Raw genomic sequence first — 22,541 nt, 5'->3', positions numbered from 1 at the left:
CCGCCCCTAGACACCCCGCTCATCTCCCACGCAGGCCACGACGGGCGATTAGGGGTGGCGTGCTCCGGTCACCCATTCCTATATTCAACCTCGGACTGGGAGCACTCGAAGATCCAGCGCATCCCCAATTCCATTCGAAAGGACGCCACCGATGCGGGCCAAACTCTTTGCTGTGGACTCAGTGCAGACTCTCGACGAGTTCGAGCTGCGGACCCTCGGGGTGGCCGATGCACTGAGCGCGCGCGGTCTTTCGCCCGGCGACCGGGTCATGCTCAAGGCAGGGAACTCCGTCGGGTATGTGAGCGCGCTGTTCGCCCTGATGCACCTCGGCGCGTCCATCGTGCTCGTCGACCCGCAGGAGACAGCGAACCAGACCGGGGAAATCATCGAACGTGCCGGGGTTCGAATGTCCATCGTGGACGATGATGCCCCACTCACCCAGGACCAGAGCCCGGTCTACGTCTACGAACTGCTCGCCGATGCGGCGTCCGCGCCACCGGGCCGTCGGCTGTGCTTCGACCGGTGGTGCGCCCTGCCGGACAGCATCATCATGTGGTCCTCGGGCTCCACCGGCGCCCCCAAGGGTATCGTCAAGAATGGCGCGCGGTTCCTGAAGAATATGCAGCGCAATGCTGATCAGGTCGGTCACCGGGCAGACGACGTACTGTTGCCGCTGCTGCCGTTTTCCCACCAGTACGGGATCTCCATGGTGATGATCGCCTGGTTGACCCGCTGCTCGCTGATCATCGCCCCTTACCGCAGGCTGGATCACGCACTGCGGATGGCCGGCCAGTGCGGGGCCACCGTGGTAGACGCCGCTCCGAGCACATACCAGAGCATGCTGAACATCGTGGGCAAACGCCCGGAAGCCCGGGCAGCGCTGATGAAGACCCGGATGCTGTGCAGCGGCGCGGCCCCGCTGGACAGCCCGCTTGTCGCCGAGTACGAGTCCGAGTTCGGCATGACCCTGCTGGACAGCTATGGCAGCACCGAACTGGGCAACCTGGCCTTCGCCACCCTGGAGAATCCGGTCGGCACCGGTCAGGTGATGGACGGGATCGGGTGCAGGATCGTGGACGAGAACGACCGCGACCTCGCCGCGACCGAGATCGGCGAGGTGCTCATCGACTGCCCCGACATGCTGACCGGGCTGCTGGGCGAGGACGCCATGGTCACCCCGGCCGAACAGGGCTGGCACCGCACCGGGGACCTCGGTTACCTGGACGAGAACCGGAACCTGTTCATCCTCGGCCGCAAGTCCGCCGTGCATCGCATGGGCTACACCATCCATCCGGAGGTGATCGAGCGCAAAGTCGCCGCGCAGGGCTGCACCGCGCGCATCATCTCGCTGCCCGAGAAACGCCAGGGTGTCCAGCTCGTATTCTTCGTCGCCGACCCGCAGCGCCGGGAAAGCGGGTACTGGCGCAGCGTGCTCACCGAGGCATTGCCCCCGCACGAGCAGCCGAACCGGGTCGTGGTGGTGGACCGATTCCCGGTCAATCGCAACGGAAAACCGGACAAGAATCGGATGGAAGAGCTGGCCCGCGCGGAATCCGGAGTAGCGGCATGAGCCCTACCGCGCTCGTTTTCCCGGGCATGGCGCCGAACCGGTTCGCCGAGCTCACCAAATTCCTGCTGCTGAACCGGGCCGCCCGGCAGCGTGTCACCGAGGCCGATGACGCGATCGGCTACTCGGTCCTGGATGCCTACGCCGACAGCACGGACGACTACGGAACCGCCGCCCAGCTGGCGTTTCTGGTCAGCTGCGTCGCCATCGCCGACGAGCTCGAGCTCCGCCCGGACGTGCTGACCGGGGTGAGCTTCGGACAGAAGGCGGCCGCGGTGTTCTCCGGGGCCCTCGACTTTTCCGACGCGGTGCGGCTGACCGCGATCCAGGCCGCGTGCGAACAGGAATACTTCGCCGTACAGCACCAGGATGTCGTCACGCACACCGTGATGCGGGTCCCCGAGGACGGCTGGCGCACGGTACTCGGCGAGCTCTCGTGGTACGAGATCTCCGGGGTGCTGGACGAGGGATTCCATATGATCTCGCTGCATTCCGGGGAACTCGACGGATTCATCACGCGAATCAGCGAGGTCGGCGGCTATTCTCTGTACACCATGCGTCCCCCGGTGCATGCTCCCTCGTTCACCGCGTTGCGAAACACAGCCGAGCGGTCCGCCTTCGGCGACTGCCCGCTGCGCGATCCGGAGATTCCGGTGCTCGCCGATCAGGACGGTTCGCTGGTGCGGACGGCCGAGGGGATTCGGGGGATGCTGCTGGACACCTTCGACCGCCCCATCGACTGGCCCCAGGTGACGGCGGCGCTACACCGGCTCGAGATCACCGATCTGCACTTCTGCGGTACGGACAATCTGTTCAGCCGTGTGCCTCGGACAAAGGAATTCCGGGTGCGCTCGAACAACCCGAAGCTCGCCCTGCGACCGCGCAAGGAAACCGTGGTCGCCTGATCACCCCGGTTCTTTTTCCAGCCCATTGCGCACGGCATAGCGCACCGCCTCGGCGCGATTACGCACGCCGATCTTGGCGAACGCATTATTGATGTGCGTTTTCACCGTCGCCTCACCGATGAACAGCTCGGCCGCGATCGTGGCATTGCTCAGCCCGGCCGCGATCAGGCCAAGCACCTCGGCCTCGCGCGCGGTCAGCCCATCTGGCGGACCCGTCTTGTGCTCGGCGGGTTTCGCCCCAGTCGGCACCGGCGAGCCCTGCCCACCCGATTCGAACAACACATTGACCACCTGACGGGACACATCGGCCCCGAAGGTCATCTGCCCGGCGACCACCGAACGCAGCGCGGAACCGATCTGCTTGCGGCCCGCTTCCTTGGTCAGATAACCGCGAGCGCCCGCGGCGAGCGCATCCGCGATCGTCTGGTCGTCGGAATACGTGGTCAGCACGACCACGGCGACATCCGGGTGGTCCCGCATGATCCGCTTTGTCGCCTCGGTCCCGCTCATCACCGGCATGTTCAAATCCATCAGCACCACGTCGAGGTCATCGAGGCGGTCGACGAGTTCGATCGCGAGCGCACCGTTCGGCGCCGATCCGACCACCTCGATGTCCTCGAGCAGGCCCATCAGCGCGACCAGGCCCTCACGCACGATCTGCTGATCGTCCACCACGATCACCTTGATCCGCTGCGGTATGCCCATAGCACGCAGTCTGCCCCATCACGGCGCGGTTGGCGCCCCTTGAAGCGCAGAGTAGGGGTTGCCGGATCGCCGCGGCTCGCTTAGTTTCCGGGCGTGAAGATCGCCTGCTGGCAGGCCGTCGCCACGGACGGCGCGGAAAGCACCGCCCTGGACCGGCTGGCCGCCGTAGCCCGGAAAGCGGCCGCCTCAGGTGCCCAGCTGCTGGTCACCCCGGAGCTCTCCGGCACCGGGTACCTGACCGACGCCACGCGGCTGCGTTCGCTCGCCGAACCAGCGGACGGGCCGATCTGCGCGCGGTTCTCCGCAATCGCCGCCGAGACCGGGATCGCCATCGCGCACGGCTGGCCCGAGGCCGACGGCGAGCGGGTCTACAACGCGGCCCGGCTGGTCGGTGCGGACGGAGCAACCTTGCTGCGCTACCGCAAAAGCCATCTGTACGGCTCGGTGGAGCGCGCCGCGTTCGATCCCGGCGACGACGGCGTGCGGCAGGCCGAGCTCGCCGGGCTCACCCTCGGCATACTCATCTGCTACGACGTCGAGTTCCCGGAAGCCGTGCGCGCCCATGCCCTCGCCGGAACCCAACTGCTGGTGGTGCCGACCGCGCTGATGCAGCCCTGCCAGTTCGTCGCGACCGGCCTCGTCCCGGCGCGCGCCTTCGAAAACCAGCTGTTCATCGCCTACGCCAACTGGAGCGGTACCGGTCAGGGCCTCACCTACTGCGGGCTGAGCCGGATCGCCGGCCCGGACGGGGCGGTACTGAACGAGAAGAACGGGCCCGGCGGCGAAGGAGAGCTCCGGCTCGCCGAGCTCGACCTCACGGCGATCGCGAAGGCCCGCGAGTTGAGCCCCTATCTTGCCGATCGCCGCCCGGAGCTGTTCGGCTAGGTACCGTCCACACGGTCACCGCCACGCCGACATCCGTCCCGCCGGATCCTCGCGTATGCCGGTTTCACGGTGACAGCCTCGAATCGGCCCGCTCTCTTGTTGCGAGCGGCGCGGGCGATTCACACCACTCGTGCACCGTGAGATCCTCGAGGACGTACGAACCGTCGAGGTCATGTTCGCCATGCGTGTACTGCCCGGCTCACCCGCCGAGCACAGGCATTTGCTGATTTCTGCCGTACGACGTTCACAGCCGAGACCTGAAACACGCCGTGCAATCGTGGCGATACGTCACCGAGATTCCGCTTGCATCGGTATCTTTCCGTGCGACGGCACGCGGCCCTGATCTTTGCGAAATGGGCCCGACGACGACAAGAGCTCGTTTCTCTCGTACTGAGGCACCAACCGCGCCGGACCCGCTGTGTTCGATTGCGTGTGGCCAGTCGAGCCGACACCGGCACGGAAGGATGGTCCCGGATCATCGACGGAGCGACGTCAAGCCGTTCAGCGCGCAGCACGATCAAATCGTCCCGCTCGCCCAGCGGATCGAGCCGATGCGATTCGCGAGCCAAAAGGGCCGGGCACCGCCATGGGGCCACCTGCGCCGAGACCCGTTGCGGTCACGTCACCTGAGAACCGCTCGGCTGTGCCGCGATACTCGGGCCGTGTCATCGTTCCGTGTCCGCCGCGGAGCCCGCCCGCAGTGCCCGCAGCGCCAGCTGCAGGGTCAGGCGCGTATCGGCGTCGGTCAGCGAAGCACCGAGAAGTGTTTCGATACGGGAAATCCGGAGGCTGACGGTATTGCGGTGGATACCGAGCACGCGGCTTGTATGCATCGCTGAGCAGGCCCGGTCCAGGTAGGTCTCGAGCGTGGTGCGGAGCTCTGGTTCGGCTGCTTCGAGCAGCGGCGCGAGCAGTTGGCGGGCGTAGTCGTGGAAGGCACCGGAGGCGTACCAGCCGAGCAAGAGCCGGGAGGCACCGAGGTCCTGGACGGCGCGGACCGTTATCGGGCTCCGGTCCGCCGAGGCGACCGAGGCGGCCTGTCGTGCTTGGGACAGTGTGGTGGCGATTCCGCTGATGTCACGTTGTGCCGCGCCGACCCCGGCCGCGCAGGTGAGACCGGGATAGTGTGCCGTGAGCTGGCGGAGCCTGCTCTCGAGTTCGCGGGCCAGGGTCCGGGCGTGCTCTGGGCCCGGCTGATCCTGTGTCGTTGTCCATGCCGACCAGCCGTTGGCGCGTTCGACAAGAGGACCGAGCGACAGTGGGGGCTTCGCGAGGTCGGTGTTCAGGGTCTCGATGGCCAGGGTGGACATCGGGGTGCTCGCCGAGAAAGTCAGATGCACCCCGGTGTGCCATCCGAGCAGCTGCCATCCGACGGAAACGGCTTGTTGTTCGATCGATTCGGGGATTGCGTTCCCGTGTTCCACGATCTCGGTCAGCAGGGTAGTGCGTACCCGCGCGTCGCGCTCGGTGGACAGTTGCTCGCGGGCCAGCCAGGCAGTGATCTCGCCGCGGGCCAGGGCAAGTGCGTGCAGGGCGAGCTCACGCCAGAACGGACCGCCTCCGGCGCGTTCGGCGATGCTCCAGAGGACCGGGAGCTGCCCGGAACCGATGATCGGCGTTACCGCGATACTGCGGTCGCCGTGGTGGAAACTCTCCGGTATGTGCCCCCCGATCAGCTGTGTGACCGGTGTTTCCAGCGGGCCCCCGGCGATGAAAACCCCTTGGGCGGTGCAGATACCGACGTTCGCACGGATGGGTTTCCCGACAAGATGGCAGAGTTCCTGCGGGTTCCGGGGTCCACTGCTGAGCTGGCGGGTCACCGAGAGCAGGCAGTTGCTCATCGCGAGTTCGGGTTCGAGTACCGCGGAACGGAGCTCGACCGCGGTCGTGAGTGGCGAGCTCCCCGCGGGAGCGAGCAGGACCGGGATCGCGAGTTTCGTGGCCAGTGATCGGGTGGCCGCCGGGATTTCCCCGGTCGAACCGAGAACGATGATCGCGCCGGCCCGCGCCTGGTGCGCGCGTCGTAGCAGCAGATCGAGCAGGTGCTGGCGATGCCGGTCCAGCGACTCGTCGAGGCAGACCAGGACGGCGGAGCGGGGCGCGAGCGGCTTGTCGAGCACTTCATGCGATTCGAGCACCTCGACGGCGGCTATGCCGTGGTGCGGGGAAGAATCGCCGACCACGGTGGAGTGTTCGAGCACTTCCAGGGCACGCAGATCATCGAAGGTCAGCAGTTGCATCCGGGGCTCCTTGGGGATGAACCGGCTCGCGGCCATAGGCTCGCAGCCCGAACCGATTCTCGGCATCGTGGCGACCGTTGAACAGTTCCGGCGGCGCCGGGAGCGCGAGCACCCGCACTCGCTGCTGGACGGCCAGTTGCTCGACGCTGATCGGTTTCCAGGTTCGCTGATCGAGGACGACGATGATCTCGGGGACGGAGCTGACGGGGTATCCGTCCTCGAACGCGAGAATGTATTCGTTGGCGAAGTCCAGGCGCATGATGGCCGATCCGCTGCCTCCGTCGTGAATTGTCGCGACGCCACCGATTTCTGGTTGTGTCCTGATCACCTCGGCGACCGTCCCCTCGTAGAGGTGGCGGGCACCTGTCCGGTCGAACAGCTCCGCTGTGGTCAGCAGTCCACGCTGCCGCTGCTGCCAGTGGTGACCGAGGTCGAGCGCCCTGGACAGCGAGAACTGGACCGATGCCCGGCGGTACTGCGCGGCCGTCGCCGGGTGCAGGCACATCGCCGCCCAGCTCCCCAGGCTGGGGAGCATCGCCCGGACCAGCGACTCCACGGATCGCTCGTCGGCCGTGTCGATGACGATCACCTCCCCTCGCGGAGCCGAGAGCGCCAAGGGGGTGAGCGGAACATGGCCGGCAAGTGTGGTCAGGTTCAGGCGCGGGTAAGCCCGCCCCATCGCGTCCGCATCGAGCAACGGCAGCCCGAGCCATGCCGCGACACACGCGCCGAGCAAGCCGTTGACACCTCCGATCTCGAGAGACTGGACGGCGGCGAGTGGTCGGCCGAGGCGCGCTTCGGTGGCGCGGGCGGCCCGGACGAACTCCTCGGCGCTGGGAATCCGTTCGAGCATGGCCGTCGACGACCCCACCGCGCCGACCGTGGCGACCACGGCGTCCTCGGCCAGCCGATCGGCGGCACCGAGCTCCACCGGAGCGCCGGCCAGGGCACCGCGCAACAGCACCTCGGCCACGTCGGTGGCACCACCGCCGCCCGAGCCGAGCAACGCGCAGCCTGTCGCGAGTGCGGATACCTGATCATCTTCGAGCCTCATGCGATCACCTCAGAACGCGGCTGTGCATCGTGCACTGTATCGACACCCTGCTACGACAGTATGACCATTGAGGCGCTGCGAAGCGCTTCATTACCTTGGGGCCATTCCCGGATTCACACCTGATGATCCCGTTGCGGAAGGTCCAGCCATGTCTCGATCCCGCTCTGATGACACCGTGGTCGTCGGGCACGATGACTACGCTCTGGAACGGGTACCGGCCGACGCCCGGTACCCGTGGTGGTCGATCGCGATTCAGCGGTTCGGCCAGCTCTCGGCTCTCGCCCAGTTCCTCCTGGGGGCGACGCTGGGGTTCGGCATGCCATTCTGGAACGCCATCCTGGCGATCACCGTCGGATCGGTACTGCTCGAGATCGTCACCGTCTTCGTAGGTATCGCCGGTATGCGCGAAGGGCTCTCCACCTCGGTACTGGCACGCTGGACCGGGTTCGGTACGAAGGGGTCGGCATTGGTCGGCCTGTTGATCGGGGTCAGCCTGATCGGATGGTTCGGCGTCCAGAACGCTGTGTTCGGTACCGGGCTGCACTCGGTGCTCGGCGCCATGCCGGTCTGGGTCTGGTCGCTGCTCGGCGGTGTCGCCGTGACCGCGGTCGTCGTGTACGGCTTCGGCGGGATGACCTGGACCGCCTACGTCACGGTTCCGGCGTTCCTGGTGCTCGCCATCTGGGCAGTAGCACGGGAGCTGTCCCGGCATCCGATCGCAGACCTGCTCGCCTCCGCACCAGCCGGGCCCCGGCTCTCGCTCGCCGCGGGGGCCACACTCGTCGCCGGGGGTTTCATCGTCGGCGCCGTGATGACCCCCGACATGACCCGCTATAACCGCAGCGTGGCCGATGTCGTGAAACAGACGGTCATCGGCGTGACACTCGGCGAGTACGTCGTCGGCGTGATCGGCGTCCTTCTCGCGCACGCGGCCCGTACCTCCGATGTGGTCATGATGATCACCACGACGAGCGGGCTGATCGGAACCGTGGTCCTCGTCGCCTCGATCCTGAAGATCAACGACTGGAACCTCTACTCGTCCTCGCTCGGACTGGTCAACGTCCTGCATGTGCTCCTCGGCCGCAAGGTCAACCGCGCCGTGGTCACCATCGTCGTGGGGGTCCTCGGCGCGGCGCTCTCCGCGCTGGGCATCCTTGCCTACTTCACCGATTTCCTGAGCTTCGTCGGGATCCTGATGCCCCCGGTGGCCGGGATCTGCATCGCCGAGTATTTCATCGTCAAGACCTGGCGGCCGGTCCTCGAGGCTTCACGCGGGCGCGGCGAACTACCGGCGACCGCGCCCGGCTGGGTCCCCGCCGGTCTCGTCGCCTGGCTCACCGGCGGCCTCGTGGGGTATTTCGTGGACATCGGGATACCGGCGATCAATTCCTTGGCTGTCGCCACGGTCGCCTACATCGTCTTGGGAAAGCTCGGCCTGATCGCTCGACGAGGTGCCACCGCCTCGCAATCGGAGAGCGTCTCCGCCACCAGCACCGCCATCGCGCACAACACGGACCAGGGGTAGCCATGCATATCGGTATCGACGTCGGCGGGACGAACACCGACGCGGTCCTCATCCACCACGGAGTGGTCGCCGCCTCGGTGAAACGTCCGACCACACTCGATGTGACCACCGGGATCGTGGAGGCCATCACCGGGCTCAGTGAGAACGTCACCTTCGATCTGACCGGCATCTCCGCCGTCGCGATCGGAACCACCCATTTCACCAACGCCGTCGTCCAGGCACGTGGACTGGCGCCGACCGCGACGATCCGGCTCGGTCTGCCCGCATCGGCCAGCGTCCCGCCGTTGACCGCGTGGCCGGCCCGGCTGCGCGCCGCCGTCGGGGAGCACGTGTTCCTGTGTCACGGCGGTCACGAGTTCGACGGCCGGCAGATCTCCGAGCTCGACCGGGGCGAACTGTGCCGGGTCGCCGAGACCATCGGGGAACGCGGTATCACCTCCGCGGCGATCAGCTCCATCTTCTCCCCCGTCAACCGCGACGACGAACTCGCGGCCGCGGAAGTCCTCGTCTCGCAGGTACCCGGGCTGCGCATCTCACTCTCCCATGAGATCGGCCGGATCGGGCTGCTCGAAAGAGAAAACGCCACGATCATCAACGCCTCACTGCTGCCCGTGGCCGACCGGACGACCGAGGCCTTCGCCGTGGCACTGACCCGGGCCGGGATCGACGCGCCGCTGTATCTGTCTCAGAACGACGGCACCCTCATGGACATCGACTACGTGCGGCGCTATCCGGTCGCGACCTTCGCTGCCGGGCCGACGAACTCGATGCGCGGCGCGGCGATGCTCTCCGGGCTCAACGACTGCATCGTCGTCGATGTCGGTGGCACCACCGCCGACATCGGTGCCGTCGTCAATGGATTCCCCCGCCCGGCGACCACCGCCGTCGACATTGCCGGAGTGCGCACGAACTTCCGGATGCCGGATGTGGTGTCGATCGGTATCGGGGGCGGAAGCATCGTCGACGATTCCGATCCCTCACGCATCACCGTCGGCCCGGAAAGCGTGGGATACGAGCTGCACGCGAAGTCCCGGGTCTTCGGCGGGGACACCCTCACCGCTACCGATATCGCCGTCGCCGGAGGCCTGTACACGGTCGGGGATCCAGCGCTCATCGCGGATCTGCCCGGAAACCAGGTGCGCGACACCCTTGATCACATCGCCGCGCGCGTCGCCGAGCACGCCGACACGATGCGCACCTCGACCGAGGCGGTCCCCATCGTGCTCGTCGGCGGCGGCAGCATTCTGCTGCCCGACAACCTGCCCGGGTTCGACAAGGTCGTGCGCCCCGAGGAATTCACCGTGGCCAACGCGATCGGTGCGGCGATCGCCCAGGTCGGCGGTGAGGTCGACCGGGTGTACTCCGACACCGGCCGCGGCCGGGACGCGATCCTCGAGGACGCCAAGCGGGAGGCGGCCGAGAAAGCGATCCTCGCCGGTGCGGCACCGGACAGCGTCCGCACCGTCGAGGTCGACGAACTGCCCATGGCCTACCTGCCCGGCGATGCCGTCCGGGTTCGGGTCAAAGCCGTCGGCGAGCTGATCCTGGAGGACACCCCGTGAACCACATCGATGCGAACGCCATCGCCGACATCGCCCGCGGCGCTGCCGTTCTCGGCGCCGGTGGTGGCGGTGATCCCCACCTCGGAGCTTTGATGGCCGAACGCGCCATCACCGACAGCGGGCCGGTACGGACGGTCGGGCTGCCCGACTTGCCTGAAGACGCCGTCGTGCTGCCGGTGGCAATCATGGGAGCGCCGACCGTCATCGTGGAGAAACCACCGGCAGGCGGCGAATTCGCCCAAGCCGTCCGCGCCGTGCAGACAGCGTACGGCAGCACGATCACGCACATCGCCTGCTTCGAGGCCGGCGGGCTGAACTCGATGATGCCCCTTGTCTGCGCGGCGGAGACGAACCTGCCACTGATCGACGGGGACGGTATGGGCCGGGCTTTCCCGGAACTGCAGATGGTCCTCGCCACCCTCGACGGCATCTCCACCACGCCCATGGCCATGGTCGACGACAAAGGGAACACTGTCCTACTGGACACGGTCGACAACGCATGGGCAGAGCAACTGGCCCGGTCCGCCACCGTCGAAATGGGCTGCGGAGCCTGCATCGCGCTCTATCCGATGACCGGTCGTGAAGCGCGGAAGGCACTGGTTCCCGACACCGTCAGCCTCGCCGGGCGGCTCGGCCGGCTCCTGAGGGCCACACGCGGGGACCACCGCGACCCGGTCGAAGCGCTGATCACCGAAACCGATGGCGTGATCCTCTTCCACGGCAGGGTCACCGACGTCCGGCGGCGCACCAAGGCCGGCTTCGCCCGCGGCCAGGCCGAGATCCAGGGAACCGGTCCGGACACCGGTGCGAGCATGACGCTGCATTTCCAGAACGAACATCTCCTCGCCACCCGCGACGGCGCGGTGGTCGCGTCCGTTCCCGATCTCATCTGCGTACTCGAGGCCGACACCGGGGAACCGATCACCACCGAGGCCATGCGGTACGGCTTCCGCGTCACGGTCATCGGCTTGCCATGCCATCCCCGTTGGCGGTCACCGGCCGGTCTTGCACTGGTGGGCCCGTCCTATTTCGGCTACGAGCACGAGTACGTACCGCTCGACCGACTCAACACCGCATCCATCGCCTGAGGGGCAACAGCACCGAAAGAAGGGAAACGCATGTCCGACTACCCAGTGACGGTACGCCACACCCGGGATCTGTCCTTCACGATCGACAATGGCCGCACCGAGGCGAGAGTCGAATGGGACGCCGTCGATTCCACGTGGCAGGCCACCGAACTGTTCCTCACCGGCCTCGGCGCATGCATGCTCGCCACCATGATGGACTACGCCCAGAGCAACAACATCGACGCCACCGGCGCCCACGTGGAGCTCTCCGGCGACACCGCGACCCGGCCGATGCGGTTGAGCACCCTGCACATCACCTACGTCCTCCCGGACACGCTGTCCCAGAACCAGATCGAGGCGCTCGTCCGCGCCGGAAACCGGTGCAAGGTGCACAACACCATCGAGAATCACCCGGAATTCACCGTCACCACGCGCAAGGCAACGGTCAGCCGATGACCGGGAACCACAGCCGCGCGATGGCATCGGCCCCCGCACGGCCCAGCGAGCAACTCACCAGCCTCGGTCTGGCACTGCCTCCCATCGCGGCTCCTTCGGGTTTCTACGCCGCCGCGGTGCGGCATGCCGACCTGATCTACACCTCGGGGCAGCTACCGGTCCGCGCCGGTTTGCTCGCCGCGACCGGACTGGTCGGCGCAGCGATCACCGTCGACGAAGCGAGCAAGCTCGCCGAGCTGTGCACGCTCAACGCACTCGCGGCCGCCGCAGATCTCGCGGGCGGCATCGACAGACTCGACCGGATCGTCAAAGTGGCCGGATTCGTCGCCAGTGCCGAAGGATTCATCGAACACGCACTGGTCATCAACGGAGCGAGCGATCTGCTGCTTCGCGTCTTCGGGGACCGCGGACGGCACGCCCGAAGCGCGCTCGGAGTCAAATCGTTGCCGCTCGGCGCTCCCGTGGAGGTCGAGCTGATCATCGCATCAGAAGAGGACTGAGCCGTGTCGGCACCAGCCAAAGAAATCATCGACCTGAATCGATGGAACCGCGCCGAACGCGACTGGGTCATCGGTGCTATCGGCACCGTCACTGCCGATGCCAACCGCTCCGCGGACACCCACCTACTGACCGTCCCGCTCCCCCACCAATGGGGCATTCAGCTGTACCTCAAGGATGAATCCACTCATCCGACCGGAAGCCTCAAACACCGGCTCGCCCGTTCCTTGTTCCTCTACGCACTCTGCAACGGATGGATCACCGAAGGGTCCGCCATCGTCGAGGCGTCGAGTGGATCGACAGCGGTCTCGGAGGCCTACTTCGCGCGACTGCTCGGGTTGCCGTTCATCGCCGTGATGCCGGCCACGACCAGCGCGGCCAAGATCGCGATGATCGAGCGAGAAGGCGGAACCTGTCATCTGGTCACCGATCCCGTGACGATCTACCAGGAATCGGCCCGGCTCGCCGACGAGCTCGGCGGCCACTTCATGGACCAGTTCACCTACGCCGAGCGCGCCACCGACTGGCGCGGCAACAACAACATAGCCGAATCGATCTTCGACCAGCTGGCCTACGAACCGTTCCCGATCCCCGAATGGATCGTGACCGGCGCCGGAACGGGTGGCACCTCGGCCACCATCGGCCGATTCCTCCGCTATCACCGCCGGCACACCCGCCTCTGCGTCGTCGACCCGGAGAACTCCGCGTTCTTCCCCGGCTGGAAACACCGGGACAGCGCGATTCGCACCGGGCACGCCTCTCGGATCGAAGGAATAGGACGACCACGATTCGAACCCAGTTTCATTCCCACCGTCGTGGACCGCATGATCCAGGTACCGGATGCCGCATCGGTCGCGGCGGTCCGTTTCCTGCGCTCGATCACCGGACTCACCGCGGGAGCGTCCACCGGAACCAGCCTGTTCGCCGCCTATCGCCTCATCTGCGAAATGCGCGCCGAAAACACCCGGGGCAGCATCGTGGCGTTGCTGTGCGACCCCGGCGATCGTTACACCGATACCTACTACAGCGACAGCTGGGCCGCGCACCAGGGATTCGACCTCGAGTCATACCTGGACATCCTGCACACCGCCCACACAACAGGAAAATGGCTGGGCCCGCCGAGCAGATGACGGCCGGTCATGCACCCACCAAGGCCGCGACCGTCGAGACCGCGTCGGCACAGGGCGTGGACCCGGTCGATGAGCTTCGTGCCGAGTGGCGGACACAGATCGAATTCGGTGTCGCGAACCCGGCCGTTTTCCGCTTGTCGAGCGATCCGGACCGAGTGCGGCTCTCGCCCACGGCGCAATCCGGCAAGCGTGCCCTGGAAGCGCGAGTCCACCGCCTCGCGGTGACCGGACGGCTCCAGGGCACCGAGCAGCGCGCCGCCGACCTCATCCAGGCGGCCGGGACCGGCGTGATCCACGGTGACAGCTCGGGCGATCGCGCGCCAACTCGAGGCGCTCGGCGAGGCCGGACGATGTCTACTCGCCGAATGGCCCGACCGCGCGCCGGTCACCAGCAGACGAAACCGCAGTCCGCGACCAGGTCGAGTCCGGTACAGGCCGAGGAAGCCCGGGAGGCGAGGAAGATCGCCGGGCCGACGAGCTCCGCCATGTCCACCATGCGCCCCATCGGGGTCTGGTCCTCCCATTCGGCCCTGGCACCGGCGACTTCCGGGCGCTGTGTCATGGGGGTCAGGGTGTAGCCGGGGCTGATGGAGTTGACCCGGATGCCGCGCCCGGCCCATTCCACCGCGAGCGATTTGGTCAGGTGCATCACCCCCGCTTTCGCCGAGTTGTAATGCGCCTGGGTCAGTCCCCGGTTCACGATGGAACCGGACATGGAGGCGAGGTTCACGATCGAGCCGCCGCCGCGTTCCAGCATGACGCGCGCCTGCGCTTGAGCGCAGAGGAACACGCCGGTGAGGTTCACGTCGATCATCCGCCGCCAATCGGCGGGCTCCAGTTCCTCGGCGGGCGCCTGGTGGGCGATCCCCGCGTTGTTGAGCGCGATGTCCAGCCCGCCCAGCTCGTCCACGGTGCGCCTTACCGCTGCGGCAACCGAGTCGGCATCGGTGACATCACCGCCGATCCCGATGGCCTCGGCGCCGAGCCCGCGCAGCGTCGCTGCCTGTTCCGCGGCGCTGTCGGCGTCGAGGTCGAAACAGGCAACGGCGGCCCCGGCCCGTGCCCATCCGTTCGCGATCGCCGCGCCGATCCCCCGAGCTGCGCCGGTGACGAAGGCGGTCTTGCCTTGCAGTGAAAAGGAATCGAGCATGGTCACGCTCCTGTCTGCTTGCGTGTGGTCGTGGTGGCGAACTGGTCGAGCCCGAAACGATCGGTGATCCCCGCATCGGAGCCGAGACCGGTGGCGACGAGGCTGCCCGCCGCGAGGCCGAGCTCGGCGGCCTGTTCGAGGTCCGCCCCGTCGAGCAGCGCGGTGATGAATCCGGCGCTGAACGCATCGCCGCACCCGGTGGTGTCCACCACGTCGACGGCGTAGGCGGGCAGCAACCGTTCCGCGCCGCCGCGTTCGGCAATGCTGACCCCGTCTGCTCCCATGGTCAGCACGGTGGCGCCGACGCCGCGCCTGTGACACCAGTCGATCGCGCTCGCCCGGTCATCGGTTCCCGCGACGAAGCAGGCGTCTTCCAGGTTGGGCAGCAGGTAGTCCACGTACGGCAGACAGGCGGCGAGCTGACCGGGGAACTGCGGATCCTTGGTGGGGATGAAATCCATCAGCACAGTGAGCCCGATCTCCTTGGCACGCTGAAGGATCCGGACACTCGGCTCGCCGTCGAGCGCGGGCAGCAGTCCGCTGCCGCCGAAGTGCAGCACCCGCGCCTCGGCCAGCAGTGACCACGGGATCCGGTCCTCGGTCAAGGCGGCACTCGCCCCGATCACGTGCAGCGGTGGCCGTCCGCCGTCCGGGCGGATCGGCAGAATCGTCGCCGAGGTCTGCGCTGTGTCCACTTCGGACAGACCGGTGCAGTCGACGCCTTCCATGGTCATCCGCTCACGCAAGAAGGCACCGAGCGCGTCCCGGCCGATCGCACCGACCGAAGCGGTGCGCACGCCGAGGCGGGCCAGGTCGACCGCGGTCGCGGCAGCGGTGCCCGCCACGGTCATGGTGATCTGCTCGATGAGCTCGACCTCCTGGCCCGGCGGGATCCGGGTGACCGGGCGGCCCAGGATGTCGAGGATGTGCAGACCGAGCGTGACCACGTCAGTGCGCATGCCGTTCTCCCCTCTCAGGCGTGCAGCGTCCGCAGGGCCGCCTCCGGGAAAGCGGTCGTGGTGTCTCCGAGGCACAGTGCCCGATAGGTCGCCGTGGCCGCCTCCTCCAGGTTCATCGCGCGCCGGAACGCCATGCCGACGCTGTCCCCGAGTGCAGAGCAGCCGTGGTTGCCCAGGATCACGCAGTTGTGCTGTTTCGCCTCGGCCGCGGCGGTGTCGGCCAGTTCGTCGGAGCCGTTCGGGTAGTAGTCGGTTCTGCCCACCGAGCCGACGTACGCGGCGTGGTCGAGGGTGAACAGCCGGACCGGATGACCGAGCGCGTCCACGAGCACCGCGTGCTGCGGATGGATGTGCACCACCGCGTTCACATCCTCGCGCACCCGATAGGTCCGCTGGTGCAGCTTCCATTCGCTGGACGGCGACGGATTCCCGCCGACGACCTCGCCGTCGAGGTTCAGCACTGTGAAGTCCTCCGGGGTGAGCCGGTCCAGCCAGGTTCCCGCCCCGGTGACCACGAACTCCTCGGCGCCGGGCAGGCGTGCGGAGAGATTGCCACCGCTGGCCAGCACGAGTCCCCTCCGCACGGCCAGCTCACCGGCCTCCGCGAGTCGCTCGATCAGTTCGTCCGTGGTCGCGGCGTCGCGCATGGTCAGTTCCCTTTCCTGGTTGTCCGCAACAGCGTTCTCGCGGTGTCCACATCGGTGACGAGATGGTTCATCAGCCCGGTGCGCAACGCGGCGCGCAGTGCGGTGATCTTCTGGTCGCCGAAGCCGACGGCGACGCGCCGCGGAATTCTGGCCAGTGCACGCAGGCTCATCCCGACCACGCGCTCGTCCACGGTGCTTTCGACCGCGCTGCCCACACTGTCGAAGAACCGGGCGGAAATGTCTCCGACGGCGCCGCGTTTGGTCAGCTGTCCTCGCTCGCGCTCGGTAAGCGTGTCCGCCAGCATGCCGCTACCGGCCTCCACCGCACCGACCCCGGCGATCAGCAGTTCGGCCCCCGCGGCGAGGCGCAGTGTCTGCCGGACCCCTGGATCGGCGGCGAAAGCGGTCGCCGCGTCCGCCGTCTTGGCGAGAATGGGTGCGGGCAGGTGATAGGTCCGCGCACCGAACGCCGCACCGAACCCGATCACCAGCTCGTGTGGGCTCATACCCCGTGAGGCGCCGCCCCAGCTGCCCGCCAGCGGCACGAACCCCAGTTCGGGCAGTTGCTCCTGTGGTCGCAGGTGCGCCACGATCGCGGCCACGCTCGAGGAAAGGCCCACCGCGACGGTGCGCACCGTCGGGGCCAGCGCGGTCAGGCATTCCGCTCCGGCCATCCCGACCGAGGCGAGACTGCGCTCCGGGTCGGAGAAGCTCGGCGCGATCCAGGCCCCCGCCAATCCGAATGCGCCGGTCAGTTCCGCTTCGAGCTCGCCGAACGGGGTGGCCTCACCGTGGATGTGGATCTCGACGATTCCTGCCCGTCGTGCCTCGGCGAGCATCCTGGTGACCTTCACCCTGGAGAACCCGAGCAGCTCACCGATCTCTTGGTGGGTCATGCCGTGCTGATAGTGCAGCCGGGCCACCCGGCCCAGCGGTTCGCGGGTCTCCATCGGCCGAACATCCGTTCTCATTGGCGAGCATCTGTTCGCCGAATCATCGCGCTCGCCCATCTGCGTGGGCAACCCGGGGCTCATCCGGGGATCACCTCCGCTCGCCCGGCTCCGGAGGACTGCTCGGCCCCCTTGTCCCGCAGCACATAGGTCAGCGGAATGCCCACGGCGTAGAGACCGGCCAGCAGCCACATCAGCCCACCGACTCCGAGCGGGCCGAGGAAGATCCGGGCCAGTACCGGTCCGACCGCGTTGCTCAGCCCGGCTCCGAGGTTGAGGATCGCCACCGCAGCCGCCTTGTTGTTCGGCGCGAGCAGCGGCACGATCGCGCTCAACGGCACATAAGCGGCCATCGCCAGCCCGAGCAGGATGGACACCGCCATCGCGGCCGCGAAGTTCGCGCCGAGCCATTCCGGCACGTAGTACCAGGCCAGCACCGAGATCACGCAGAGCAGCCCGCCGAACCAGGCGACCACGGTGATCTGGCCGATCCGGTCGCCAAGATACCCGGCCGCCACATTGCCGATGATGTTGGCGAACAACATCGTGCCCCAGATGGTCTGCCACTGCGAGAGCGTGAACCCGATCTCGTTGATCATGTGCGTGGAGATGAAGACCGGAAACGCGTAGAAGCACAGTGTGTTGATGATGCGTACCACCCCGCCGACTCCGACGCGTGGATGGTCTTTCACCACGGTCAGCCCGCCTGCCACCTTCCGCAGGTTCGCCGAGAGTCCGGCATCGCTGCGCTCGGAGCGCGCCCGCACCGCGACGATCAGCAGAACCCCACCCGCGGCGATGAACACCAGCGAGAGCCACATCGTCGCCAGCTGGCCGAGCCATGGGATGACGATCCCCGCGAAGTAGGAGCTGACCACGCCGAGCCCGGCCGTGGAAGCGAACCAGTACCAGCCGACCGCCCTGCCGATCACCTCCTTCGGGGTACGCATGGTCACCCAGACAAGGAAACCGTAGGAGAAGAACGGGTACCCGAGGCCGCGGATCCCATACGAGATCAGCATCACCGGATAGTTCTTGGTCGCCACACCGATCCCGAGGAACAGCAGCTCGAACACGAACCAGATCAGGAACCCGGCCAGCATGACCCGCCGCGGTCCCCACGCCTCGGCGAGCGCACCGGCCAGCCACGCGGCCACCGCGACCACGATGCCGTAAACGCTGACCAGGGTCGCGACATCGGTGGCCGCGAAACCGATGGATTCCAGGTATGGAGCCAAGAATCCGAGCTCCACACCGTCTCCGACCATGAACAGCAGCACCGCGAGGAAACCCCAGGCGAGCGGACGGACGATCCCCTGACGGCCCAGCCACGTCTGCCGGGCGCCGCTTTCCCCCTCGGCGTTTTCGCGCATCAGCACTCCTCTTCGAGCCCGCGCTACGAACAATTGTTCAGACGATTGCACTTTGGATCGATAGAGCATCAGCTCGACCGGCGCGAATGTCAAGAGTTGACCGAACGAGGTCCGGCGTTCTAGATTCCGAACAACTGCACGATGTAGTGCACATATGTTCAGTGGAGAGATGTGATGGCCATTTCCGCCATCGTCGGGATCGACGCAGGTACGACCGCGGTCAAGACGGTGATCATCACGCCGGATGGCCGGAACCTCGCGACAGCGCGAGTTCCCCTCGAGGTCGGGCGACCACGGCCGGACTGTGCCGAGCAGTCCATGGCGACAATCTGGCAGTCCGTGCAGCACACCGTCACGGCCGCACTGCACGCGGCGGGCGAGGTCGAGGTGAGCGCGATCGGCGTCACCGGGCAGGGCGACGGCGCCTGGCTGCTGGACGCCGAACACCGCCCGATCGGACCGGCGAAACTGTGGCTGGACGGGCGCGCGACCACCGTTGTCGACGAATGGGAACGAGATGGCCGCGCCGCCGCGGTCCACGCCGTCACCGGCTCCACATTGTTCGCCGGGGCCCTGCCGGTCCTGCTCGAACACCTGCGGCCCGAGGCACGGCACCAGGCGAACTGCAAAGACTGGATCCGGCTCCGGCTGACCGGCGTACTCGAAACGGACGCCTCCGAAGCCTCGCGCACCTACCTCGACGTACGCACCGGGCAGTACTCCCAGCAGCTACTCGACCGGCTCGGCCATCGGCGATTCGCCGGACTACTGCCACCGGTCGTCCCGTCGACCACGACCCGGCCGCTGCGCCACGACGCGGCCCATGCCCTCGGGCTGCGCCCCGGGACACCGGTGGCCACCGGCATGGTGGACACGGCCGCCGCGGGCATCGGCCTCGGCGCGGTCGAACCGGGCGAGAGCTACGCGATCATGGGCACCACCGCGTTCCTCGGCACGGTGCGCAGCAGCGCCGAGGAGGTCACCGCACCGGCGAGCATCCTGCTCGCCACCGGCCACCACGGCCGGATTCTCGAATGCCTCTGCCCGATGTCCGGAACGCCGAACCTGGAATGGGCGCGAGGGGTCACCGGCGATACGCACCGGAGCTGGACCGCTGTGGAGGCCGAAGCCGCCCGGGTACCACCGGGCGCGGACGGAGTGCTCTACCTGCCCTATGGCGCACAGTCGGGCGAGCGCGCACCGTTTCACGCGCCGGAAGCCTCCGCGGGCTGGCTGGGACTGTCCACTTCGACCAGTGGGGCGGCGTTACTGCGCGCGGTCTACGAAGGGCTCGCCTTCAGCCTGCGAGAATGTCAGGAAGCACTTGGCGGAACCGGCCCACTCCGGCTGTGCGGCGGCGCTACGACGAGCTCGCTGCTCTGCCAGACCATCGCCGAGGTCACCGGAACGACCGTGTACCGCGCCACCGACGAGGAGACCGGCGCGCGCGGCGCGGCCGCGATCGCACTGTCCGCAACGGAAGGCACCGAGCTCGCGCGGACCGCGGCGAAGCTGCGCGGTGAACCACGCCGATTCGAACCGGCCGAGGAGCGGACCACCGACTACGAACGGCGTTACCGGATCTTCCGCTCCGTCCGAGACGCCCTCCGTCCACAATGGAGCGAACTGCGGAAACTTCGCGGACCCGAAGAACAGGAGACCACGTGTCCGACCGTCCTCGCGTGCTGATCACCGCGGCCTTCGACGACACGATCGCCGAAGCGCTGCGTGACACGTTCGAGCTCACCGTGCTCGAACCGGCGAACCTGCGCCGCTCGCTCGCCGAGACCGGCGCGGAGGCCGCGCTCGCCGAAGCCGAAGCCGTGGTCTGCGAGACCGAACTGCTCGACGCCAAAGCTCTCGCCGCGGCACCGAAGCTGCGCCTGGCCGTGTCCTGCCGGGCAGCACCGGTCAACATCGACCTGGACGGTTGCACGGCGCGCGGGATCCCGGTCGCGACCACCCCCGCACGCAATGCCGACGTCACCGCAGACCTGACCTTCACCCTGCTACTGGCCACATTGCGCAACACCTCCCGCGCGGAAGCCTGGCTGCGCAACGGATCCTGGACCACCGAGGACGTCTTCGAGCCCTATCGGGAGTTTCGCGGTCTCGCGCTGCACGGCCGCACGCTCGGCATCCTCGGCGGCGGCGCGGTGGGCAGGCGGGTGCTCGCCCGCGCCCGCGCCTTCGGCATGCACGCGCTCGTCTACGACCCGTACCTCGACGAGGACACCTTCGGCGAACAGGCCCGCATCGTCGGACTGGAGGAGCTGCTCGGCGCCGCGGACGTGATCACCGTGCACACCCCGTTGCTGGAGTCCACCATCGGGCTCCTCGGCGCCGAGCAGATCGCCCGGATACGACCGGGCAGCTACCTGATCAACGCCGGTCGCGCCGCCGTGGTCGAGGAACAGGCACTGCTCGAAGCGCTGCGCACCGGCCATCTCGCCGGAGCCGGACTGGACGTGTTCTGGCAGGAACCGCTGCCCGCCGGCCATCCGCTGTTCGAAATGCCCAACGTCACCATGACCCCGCACATCGGCGGCGCTTCCGACGACGTGATCGCCGTGCACTCCAGGATGGCCGCCGACGCCCTCCGGACATGGCAACGGGGGGAGACTCCCGCCGCCCTGGCGAACCCCACCGTATACGACCCCAGGTAACCGGTAACGGAGCTGCGGGCACCGGACCGCTTTCCGCGACAGAGGTGGTCCGCGGTGGTCGATCCGTCACGGATCTCACGTTGGCGGATCTGTGTGGCCCGCACGAGCATTGCGCGAACAGGGGTTTCCGCGATGCGCCGGGCGACTCTCCGCGGCGAGTTCCACCGGAGCATGCGGATGCTGATCGAAAAGGAGGACATGACCGCTGATGGTCGAGCCCTCGAACATATCGGCCCGGAGATCGGCGCGGCACGCCACACGAAGCGGCGTCGAAGTCGATCGCGGGCAATACCAGCCCGTTCTGTGCGGACGAGACGGGTCACTCCGAGATCAGAGTCGTCTCGCGTTCAGCGCAATCCTCCCAGCCGCCGGGAGATCTGCCCGGCGGCAGCACATACCTGCTCGGCGATCTCGGGCACCCGTTCGCGGGGCAGGCGTTGTTCGGGGGCCGATACGCTCACCGCGCTCGTGCACTCGCCCGCTCCGTCGAAGATCGGCGCGGCCACACAGCGGATTCCGTTCTCGTTTTCGATTTCGTCCACGGCGTAGCCGTCTTTTCGCACCCTGGCCAGCTCTCTGTGCAGTGCCCCGGCGGTGGTGATGGTGTTCGGGGTACGCGCGGGCATCCCGTCGGCGACGACCCGGGCGACGGTCGTTTCCGGGGCGTGCGCGAGCATCGCCTTGCCCACGCTCGTGCGGTAGGCGGGTTGGGTCCTGCCGATCCGGGAGAACATCCGGACCGGGTGCGGGCTGTCCACTTTGTCGATGTAGACGATGTTGGGGAAATCGGCAAGTACCAGGTGCGCGGTCTCGCTGGTGCGCTCGACCAGTTCGGTGAGCAGATCGTGCATGCTGGTGCGCAGGTCGAGGCCGGAAAGGTAGACCTGTCCGAGCTGGGCGTTGCGCCAGCCGAGGTGGTAGGCACCCGATCCGGACTGCTCCACGAACCGTGTCTCGAGCAACGGTTGCAGTAGGCGCAGGGCCGTACTCTTGTTCATCTCCAGCGCGCGGCACAGCTCGCTGACCGAGGCGCCGTCCTGCCCCGCCTCGCCGAGGTACAACAGGATCGACAGCGCCCGCCGCAGAGACGCGGAATTGTTGCGGGTCCCCGGTCTCGGGCCCAGTGAGTCGGTCATCCCTTCCCCCTTCGGATCGCCCGTCCCGCGGGCACACCGGTCAGTTCACCGTCACGGAGTACGAAC

General features: G+C 67.5%; 20 protein-coding genes. 11 read left to right on the top strand and 9 right to left on the bottom strand.

Annotated elements, in window-relative coordinates; translation table 11 throughout:
• Nucleotides 1–151 precede the first annotated feature (151 nt).
• Both A37U_RS0135375 and A37U_RS0135370 read left to right on the top strand, forming a co-directional pair.
• Nucleotides 152–1,570 carry a class I adenylate-forming enzyme family protein gene (locus tag A37U_RS0135375; protein ID WP_040589478.1) on the top strand — a complete coding sequence of 473 codons (1,419 nt, stop codon included), beginning with the start codon at nt 152–154 and terminating at the stop codon, nt 1,568–1,570.
• Nucleotides 1,567–2,472, top strand: a complete 906-nt coding sequence (locus A37U_RS0135370) for an ACP S-malonyltransferase (protein ID WP_020501397.1) — start codon at nt 1,567–1,569, stop codon at nt 2,470–2,472. Before A37U_RS0135375 ends, A37U_RS0135370 begins: the two co-directional genes overlap by 4 nt.
• Here A37U_RS0135370 and A37U_RS0135365 read toward each other — a convergent pair whose 3' ends face one another.
• Entirely contained in the window at nt 2,473–3,177 is a 705-nt protein-coding gene (locus tag A37U_RS0135365; protein ID WP_020501396.1) for a response regulator, read from the bottom strand.
• A gap of 93 nt (nt 3,178–3,270) precedes the next feature.
• On the opposite strand from A37U_RS0135365, the gene A37U_RS0135360 reads away from it, so the two are divergent.
• Nucleotides 3,271–4,062: a carbon-nitrogen hydrolase family protein gene (locus tag A37U_RS0135360; protein WP_020501395.1), complete on the top strand. Its 792-nt coding sequence runs from the start codon at nt 3,271–3,273 to the stop codon at nt 4,060–4,062.
• 665 nt (nt 4,063–4,727) lie between these two features.
• Here the strand turns inward: A37U_RS0135360 and A37U_RS0135355 are convergent.
• Nucleotides 4,728–6,302: a PucR family transcriptional regulator gene (locus tag A37U_RS0135355; protein ID WP_157183204.1), complete on the bottom strand. Its 1,575-nt coding sequence runs from the start codon at nt 6,300–6,302 to the stop codon at nt 4,728–4,730.
• Nucleotides 6,280–7,356 carry a DUF917 domain-containing protein gene (locus A37U_RS46910; protein ID WP_020501393.1) on the bottom strand — a complete coding sequence of 359 codons (1,077 nt, stop codon included), beginning with the start codon at nt 7,354–7,356 and terminating at the stop codon, nt 6,280–6,282. The genes A37U_RS0135355 and A37U_RS46910 overlap by 23 nt, the downstream gene beginning before the upstream one ends.
• A 148-nt stretch (nt 7,357–7,504) precedes the next feature.
• On the opposite strand from A37U_RS46910, the gene A37U_RS0135345 reads away from it, so the two are divergent.
• From A37U_RS0135345 to A37U_RS0135320, 6 genes are read left to right on the top strand one after another with little or no spacing between them, the layout of a single operon-like run.
• On the top strand, nt 7,505–8,881 hold the full coding sequence (locus A37U_RS0135345; RefSeq protein WP_040589475.1) for a purine-cytosine permease family protein: 1,377 nt from the start codon (nt 7,505–7,507) through the stop codon (nt 8,879–8,881).
• Nucleotides 8,882–8,883: 2 nt separating this feature from the next.
• Entirely contained in the window at nt 8,884–10,443 is a 1,560-nt protein-coding gene (locus A37U_RS0135340; RefSeq protein ID WP_020501391.1) for a hydantoinase/oxoprolinase family protein, read from the top strand.
• Entirely contained in the window at nt 10,440–11,531 is a 1,092-nt protein-coding gene (locus A37U_RS0135335) for a DUF917 domain-containing protein (protein WP_020501390.1), read from the top strand. The genes A37U_RS0135340 and A37U_RS0135335 overlap by 4 nt, the downstream gene beginning before the upstream one ends.
• Nucleotides 11,532–11,561: 30 nt before the next feature.
• Nucleotides 11,562–11,966 (top strand): OsmC family protein, encoded by a 405-nt coding sequence (locus A37U_RS0135330; RefSeq protein ID WP_020501389.1) that lies wholly within the window; start codon nt 11,562–11,564, stop codon nt 11,964–11,966.
• Entirely contained in the window at nt 11,963–12,466 is a 504-nt protein-coding gene (locus A37U_RS0135325; RefSeq protein ID WP_020501388.1) for a RidA family protein, read from the top strand. The genes A37U_RS0135330 and A37U_RS0135325 overlap by 4 nt, the downstream gene beginning before the upstream one ends.
• Nucleotides 12,467–12,469: 3 nt before the next feature.
• A complete protein-coding gene (locus A37U_RS0135320; RefSeq protein WP_020501387.1) occupies nt 12,470–13,594 on the top strand; it encodes a PLP-dependent cysteine synthase family protein in 1,125 nt (374 codons plus the stop codon).
• A 385-nt stretch (nt 13,595–13,979) separates the two neighbouring features.
• Here the strand turns inward: A37U_RS0135320 and A37U_RS0135315 are convergent, their stop codons facing one another.
• From A37U_RS0135315 to A37U_RS0135295, 5 genes are all read right to left on the bottom strand, one after another.
• A complete protein-coding gene (locus tag A37U_RS0135315) occupies nt 13,980–14,744 on the bottom strand; it encodes an SDR family oxidoreductase (RefSeq protein WP_040589472.1) in 765 nt (254 codons plus the stop codon).
• Nucleotides 14,745–14,746: 2 nt separating this feature from the next.
• Nucleotides 14,747–15,703, bottom strand: a complete 957-nt coding sequence (locus A37U_RS46905) for a carbohydrate kinase family protein (RefSeq protein WP_020501385.1) — start codon at nt 15,701–15,703, stop codon at nt 14,747–14,749.
• 14 nt (nt 15,704–15,717) lie between these two features.
• Nucleotides 15,718–16,350, bottom strand: coding sequence for a class II aldolase/adducin family protein (locus A37U_RS0135305; RefSeq protein WP_020501384.1), 633 nt, complete (start codon nt 16,348–16,350; stop codon nt 15,718–15,720).
• Between the two features lie 2 nt (nt 16,351–16,352).
• Nucleotides 16,353–17,300, bottom strand: a complete 948-nt coding sequence (locus tag A37U_RS0135300; RefSeq protein ID WP_020501383.1) for a sugar-binding transcriptional regulator — start codon at nt 17,298–17,300, stop codon at nt 16,353–16,355.
• An 80-nt stretch (nt 17,301–17,380) separates the two neighbouring features.
• Nucleotides 17,381–18,673 carry an MFS transporter gene (locus A37U_RS0135295; RefSeq protein WP_040589628.1) on the bottom strand — a complete coding sequence of 431 codons (1,293 nt, stop codon included), beginning with the start codon at nt 18,671–18,673 and terminating at the stop codon, nt 17,381–17,383.
• A gap of 174 nt (nt 18,674–18,847) precedes the next feature.
• Here A37U_RS0135295 and A37U_RS46900 point away from each other — a divergent pair, with 174 nt between their 5' ends.
• Both A37U_RS46900 and A37U_RS0135285 read left to right on the top strand, forming a co-directional pair.
• The gene (locus tag A37U_RS46900) at nt 18,848–20,362 is read left to right on the top strand and encodes an FGGY family carbohydrate kinase (protein ID WP_020501381.1); all 1,515 of its coding nucleotides are present in this window, start codon (nt 18,848–18,850) and stop codon (nt 20,360–20,362) included.
• On the top strand, nt 20,338–21,339 hold the full coding sequence (locus tag A37U_RS0135285; RefSeq protein WP_026197954.1) for an NAD(P)-dependent oxidoreductase: 1,002 nt from the start codon (nt 20,338–20,340) through the stop codon (nt 21,337–21,339). Before A37U_RS46900 ends, A37U_RS0135285 begins: the two co-directional genes overlap by 25 nt.
• A 347-nt stretch (nt 21,340–21,686) precedes the next feature.
• Here the strand turns inward: A37U_RS0135285 and A37U_RS0135280 are convergent, their stop codons facing one another.
• Nucleotides 21,687–22,475 carry an IclR family transcriptional regulator gene (locus A37U_RS0135280; protein WP_020501379.1) on the bottom strand — a complete coding sequence of 263 codons (789 nt, stop codon included), beginning with the start codon at nt 22,473–22,475 and terminating at the stop codon, nt 21,687–21,689.
• Nucleotides 22,476–22,541: the final 66 nt, after the last annotated feature.

The sequence above is a fragment of the Sciscionella marina DSM 45152 genome, assembly GCF_000379465.1.
Lineage (GTDB): Bacteria > Actinomycetota > Actinomycetes > Mycobacteriales > Pseudonocardiaceae > Sciscionella > Sciscionella marina.
The sequence above is the reverse complement of the archived record's forward strand: the minus strand, read 5'-3'. Positions and strand labels throughout refer to the sequence as shown.